5 protein-coding genes are annotated in these 4,990 nt (G+C 72.7%); all 5 read left to right on the top strand.

From position 1 onward, the window contains the following. Positions 1 to 702: 702 nt before the first annotated feature. The gene (locus HCN56_RS23485; RefSeq protein ID WP_167974345.1) at positions 703 to 1,026 is read left to right on the top strand and encodes an integration host factor; all 324 of its coding nucleotides are present in this window, start codon (positions 703 to 705) and stop codon (positions 1,024 to 1,026) included. A 62-nt stretch (positions 1,027 to 1,088) separates the two neighbouring features. Continuing rightward, a complete protein-coding gene (gene gmk / locus HCN56_RS23480) occupies positions 1,089 to 1,685 on the top strand; it encodes a guanylate kinase (protein ID WP_167974343.1) in 597 nt (198 codons plus the stop codon). A 103-nt stretch (positions 1,686 to 1,788) separates the two neighbouring features. Further along, positions 1,789 to 2,061: a DNA-directed RNA polymerase subunit omega gene (gene rpoZ, locus HCN56_RS23475; protein WP_103504618.1), complete on the top strand. Its 273-nt coding sequence runs from the start codon at positions 1,789 to 1,791 to the stop codon at positions 2,059 to 2,061. Between the two features lie 205 nt (positions 2,062 to 2,266). After that, the gene (coaBC, locus tag HCN56_RS23470) at positions 2,267 to 3,499 is read left to right on the top strand and encodes a bifunctional phosphopantothenoylcysteine decarboxylase/phosphopantothenate--cysteine ligase CoaBC (protein WP_167974341.1); all 1,233 of its coding nucleotides are present in this window, start codon (positions 2,267 to 2,269) and stop codon (positions 3,497 to 3,499) included. A 239-nt stretch (positions 3,500 to 3,738) separates the two neighbouring features. Next, entirely contained in the window at positions 3,739 to 4,947 is a 1,209-nt protein-coding gene (gene metK / locus HCN56_RS23465; protein ID WP_167974339.1) for a methionine adenosyltransferase, read from the top strand. The last annotated feature ends 43 nt before the right edge of the window (positions 4,948 to 4,990 follow it).

The raw sequence follows: 4,990 nt of genomic DNA, 5'->3' as shown, positions 1-4,990 counted from the left end.
GGGGTAAGGGGCGGAAGAGCCACGCCTACGTCACCTCAGGTATCGAACGGTCGGATGGGATACGGGAGCGGTGGAGGCGCGGGGTGGCCGACGCCGGGGGAGCCGCCGCTCCGCCGGCTGTCCCTCCCGCCGGACGGCTGCGGACCACGGCGCGCCGCGGGCCCGCGACCGCCGAGCCCGCAGCGCGCCGAGCCGGCGCAGCCGACCGGCGCCGACCGGCCAGGGGACCGGCGTGATCCGGCCGTCCTCCTGCTGTTCCGGGGCGCTGAAAGCCCCGCTCGGGAGGCTGTGACCCGCTTCCATGACCGTTGCACCGGATGTCCACCAAATCACCACGTTCCCGTTCGTGGTACCTCTTCGAACGCCTGCTCGTCGAGCCCCCGAACGGGTACGGGATACGCCGTCGCAGGTCACGGGGGGAGCGCACGACCGGCGCGCACGCGGTACCGCAGATCCCCGGCGTTCCGGAACCGGGGAGTCGCGGCGCGGACCGTCGGGGTGGTATCGGGGTAAATGTCCGGAGTCCCAACAGCTGACCTGGAGTTTTCGGTTGATCTCGCTGACTCACGGCCTCTTGCCCGCTAGTCTCCGTCGAGAGCGGAGCCCGGTGCGCCGCCACCGGCTCCGCAGCGTGCCGGGGTGTCGGCACCGTTTCCGCTCCCGTATCCCATCCGACCGTTCGATACCTGAGGTGACGTAGGCGTGGCTCTTCCGCCCCTTACCCCTGAACAGCGCGCAGCCGCGCTCGAGAAGGCCGCCGCGGCTCGCCGGGAGCGCGCCGAGGTCAAGAATCGGCTCAAGCACTCCAATGCCTCGCTGCACGAGGTCATCAAGCAGGGCCAGGAGAACAAGGTCATCGGCAAGATGAAGGTCTCCGCGCTGCTGGAGTCGATGCCGGGCGTCGGCAAGGTCCGCGCCAAGCAGATCATGGAGCGGCTCGGCATCTCCGAGAGCCGCCGGGTCGGCGGGCTGGGCTCCAACCAGATCGCCTCCCTGGAGCGTGAGTTCGGGAGCACCTCCTCCTGACGCCGGGGGTGTGCGGCGGGGACGGATTTCCCCGCCGCGCGCCCGGGCGGGATAATCACCTCATGAGTGAGGTTGTCTCCGGGGGGACACCCCCCGCGGTTCCCCCCGGCCGTCCGCGGCTGACCGTCCTCTCCGGCCCCTCCGGGGTCGGCAAGAGCACGGTCGTCGCGCACATGCGGCAGGCCCATCCCGAGATCTGGCTCTCGGTCTCGGCCACCACCCGCAGTCCCCGGCCCGGCGAACGCCACGGCGTCCAGTACTTCTTCGTGGACGACGGCGAGTTCGACAAGCTCGTCGCCAACGGCGAGCTGCTGGAGTGGGCCGAGTTCGCCGGGAACCGCTACGGCACCCCGCGCAACGCGGTGCTGGAGCGGCTGGCGGCCGGTGAGCCGGTCCTGCTGGAGATCGACCTCCAGGGCGCCCGGCAGGTCCGGGAGTCGATGCCCGAGGCGGGGCTGGTCTTCCTGGCTCCCCCGAGCTGGGAGGAGCTGGTGCGGCGGCTGACCGGGCGCGGCACCGAGGCCCCCGAGGTGATCGAGCGGCGGCTGACCGCCGCCCGTACCGAGCTCGCCGCGGAGTCGGAGTTCGACCACACGCTGGTCAACACCTCCGTCGAGCAGGTGGCGACCGAGCTGCTAGCCTTGACGCGTACCTCCTGAACGTGGCGTCACCGCGCGTGATCGCCGCCGGGCCGGTACCGGCCGCTCGGCCGGCCCGTCCGTATGACCACCACGTTCGCACCCCACCACCGGAAGGCAGAGCGTGTCCTCTTCCATCGCCACGCCCGAGGGCATCATCAATCCTCCGATCGATGAGCTGCTCGAGGCCACGGACTCCAAGTACAGCCTGGTGATCTACGCCGCCAAGCGCGCCCGCCAGGTCAACGCGTACTACTCCCAGCTGGGCGAGGGCCTCCTGGAGTACGTCGGCCCGCTGGTGGACACCCACGTCCACGAGAAGCCGCTCTCCATCGCCCTGCGCGAGATCAACGCCGGGCTCCTCACCGCCGAGGCGATCGAGGGCCCCGCGGACTGATCCGCGGCACGCAGCACACGAGCAGGGGCCCGGTCGCCACGGCGACCGGGCCCCTGCTCCGTCTCCGTCCCCGACGCGCGGCCGTCGCCGGCTGCCGTACCGGCACCGGCGCCGCATACCCTGGGCCGAGCACGGCCGCCCGCGGGCGGCCGGACCGAGACGGTGTCGGGCGCGCCCAGGGCGGCGCGCCGGTGGGAGGAGAGCTGTGACGCGGAGCCCCGGGACGGGTCGACCCGAGATCGTGCTGGGCGTGGGAGGCGGCATCGCCGCCTACAAGGCCTGCGAGCTGCTGCGGCGGTTCACGGAGTCCGGCCACGCCGTCACGGTGGCGCCCACCGCCTCCGCGCTGCAGTTCGTGGGGGAGGCCACCTGGGCGGCGCTCTCCGGCCGCCGCGCCTCCCACACGGTCTGGCAGGACGCGCACGAGGTACCGCACGTGCGGATCGGCCAGCACGCCGACCTGGTGGTGGTGGCGCCGGCCACCGCCGACGTGCTGGCGCGCGCCGCCCACGGCCGCGCCGACGACCTGCTCACCAACACGCTGCTCACCGCCCGCTGTCCGGTGGTGTTCGCCCCCGCGATGCACACCGAGATGTGGGAGCACCCCGCCACCCGCGACAACGTCGCCCTGCTGCGCAGCCGGGGCGCCGTCGTCATCGAGCCCGCCAGCGGCCGGCTCACCGGTACCGACACCGGGAAGGGCCGGTTGCCCGACCCCGCCGAGATCTTCGCCGTCTGCCGCCGGGTGCTCGCCCGGGGGGAGCGGGCCGGCGAGCAGGACCTCGCGGGCCGCCATGTCGTCATCAGCGCCGGGGGCACCCGCGAGCCGCTGGACCCGGTCCGCTTCCTCGGCAACCACTCCTCGGGGAAGCAGGGGTACGCGCTGGCCCGCACCGCCGTGGCGCGCGGCGCGCGCGTCACCCTGGTGGCGGCCAACACCGCGCTGCCCGACCCGGCCGGCGCGACGGTCGTTCCCGTCTCCACCACCGGCGAGCTGAGCCGGGCGGTGACCGAGGCGGCGGCCGGCGCGGACGTGGTGGTGATGGCGGCCGCGGTCGCGGACTTCCGGCCCGTGCACGTCGCGACCGGGAAGATCAAGAAGCGCGACGGCGTCGAGCCGGAGCCCATCGCCCTGGAGCGCAACCCCGACATCCTGGCCGGCCTCGCGGCGCGGCGGGAGGACAGGCCGCCGGTGGTCGTCGGCTTCGCCGCGGAGACCGACGACGTCCTCGCGTCCGGCCGCGCCAAGCTGGCCCGCAAGGGGTGCGACCTCCTCGTGGTCAACGAGGTCGGCGGCGGCCGGGCGTTCGGCACCGAGGACAACGAGGCGGTGGTGCTCGACACGCGCGGCGGTGAGCGGCACGTGCCGCGCGGCCCCAAGGAGGACCTCGCCGACGCCGTCTGGGACGCGGTGGTGGCGGAGCCTGCGCTGAGCTGAAGCGGCCTCCCGCCGACCAGGAGCCGTCAGCCCCCGATCACGGTGCGAACCGAACAGATCCGAACCGATCAGGGTGTGAAGCCGCCAGGACACGGACGGCAGCTGACGTGAATCGCCCAGTATGCGAACGCCATGGCCCCCCGGCACGCCCGCCCGATAGACTGCCGACGAGCGGCGTGGCCCTGCGGGCCTGCCGTTCGCTGAAACAGCCAGCAGCCGCTGCAACCCCAGGGAGCGATGTGTCGCGCCGCCTTTTCACCTCGGAGTCGGTGACCGAGGGTCACCCGGACAAGATCGCTGACCAGATCAGCGACTCCATCCTCGACGCCCTCCTCAAGGAGGACCCGTCCTCGCGGGTCGCCGTCGAGACGCTGATCACCACCGGCCTGGTCCACGTCGCCGGTGAGGTCACCACCAAGGCCTACGCCCCCATCGCCGGGCTGGTCCGGTCGAAGATCCTCGACATCGGCTACGACTCCAGCAAGAAGGGCTTCGACGGCGCCTCCTGCGGCGTCTCCGTCTCGATCGGCGCCCAGTCCCCGGACATCGCCCAGGGAGTGGACACCGCCTACGAGGCCCGCGTCGAGGGCGAGGACGACGCGCTCGACCGGCAGGGCGCCGGCGACCAGGGGCTGATGTTCGGGTACGCCTGCGACGAGACCCCCGAGCTGATGCCGCTCCCGATCCACCTCGCGCACCGCCTCTCGCAGCGGCTCACCGACGCCCGCAAGAACGGCACCGTTCCCTACCTGCGGCCCGACGGCAAGACCCAGGTCACCATCGAGTACGACGGTGACAAGCCGGTTCGGCTCGACACCGTCGTCGTCTCCAGCCAGCACGCCTCCGACATCGACCTCGACTCGCTCCTCACCCCCGACATCCGGGAGTTCGTGGTCGAGCCCGAGCTCAAGGCCCTCGTCGCGGACGGCATCAAGCTCGACACCGACAACTACCGGCTGCTGGTCAACCCGACCGGGCGCTTCGAGATCGGCGGCCCGATGGGCGACGCCGGTCTGACCGGCCGCAAGATCATCATCGACACCTACGGCGGCATGGCCCGGCACGGCGGCGGCGCCTTCTCGGGCAAGGACCCGTCGAAGGTGGACCGCTCCGCCGCCTACGCCATGCGCTGGGTCGCCAAGAACGTCGTCGCCGCCGGCCTCGCCACCCGCTGCGAGGTGCAGGTCGCCTACGCCATCGGCAAGGCCGAGCCGGTCGGACTGTTCGTCGAGACGTTCGGCACCCACCGCGTCGATGTGGAGCGGATCGAGAGCGCCATCCGCGAGGTCTTCGACCTGCGGCCCGCCGCCATCATCCGCGCCCTGGACCTGCTGCGGCCGATCTACGCGCAGACCGCTGCCTACGGCCACTTCGGCCGCGAACTCCCCGACTTCACCTGGGAGCGCACCGACCGCACCGAGCAGCTGCGCGCCGCCGCCGGCGTCTGACGCCGCACCGCGCCTCCCGTGCCCCCGGCCCCCGGCCGGGGGC

The sequence above is a fragment of the Streptomyces lonarensis genome, from assembly GCF_012033735.1.
In the GTDB taxonomy this organism is placed as follows: domain Bacteria; phylum Actinomycetota; class Actinomycetes; order Streptomycetales; family Streptomycetaceae; genus Streptomyces; species Streptomyces lonarensis.
This window is presented reverse-complemented; position numbering and strand designations above follow the sequence as displayed.

Coding starts and splice junctions, on each gene's coding strand:
- gmk (WP_167974343.1), top strand. CDS start 1,089: ATGAGTGAGGTTGTCTCCGGGGGGACACCCCCCGCGGTTCCCCCCGGC.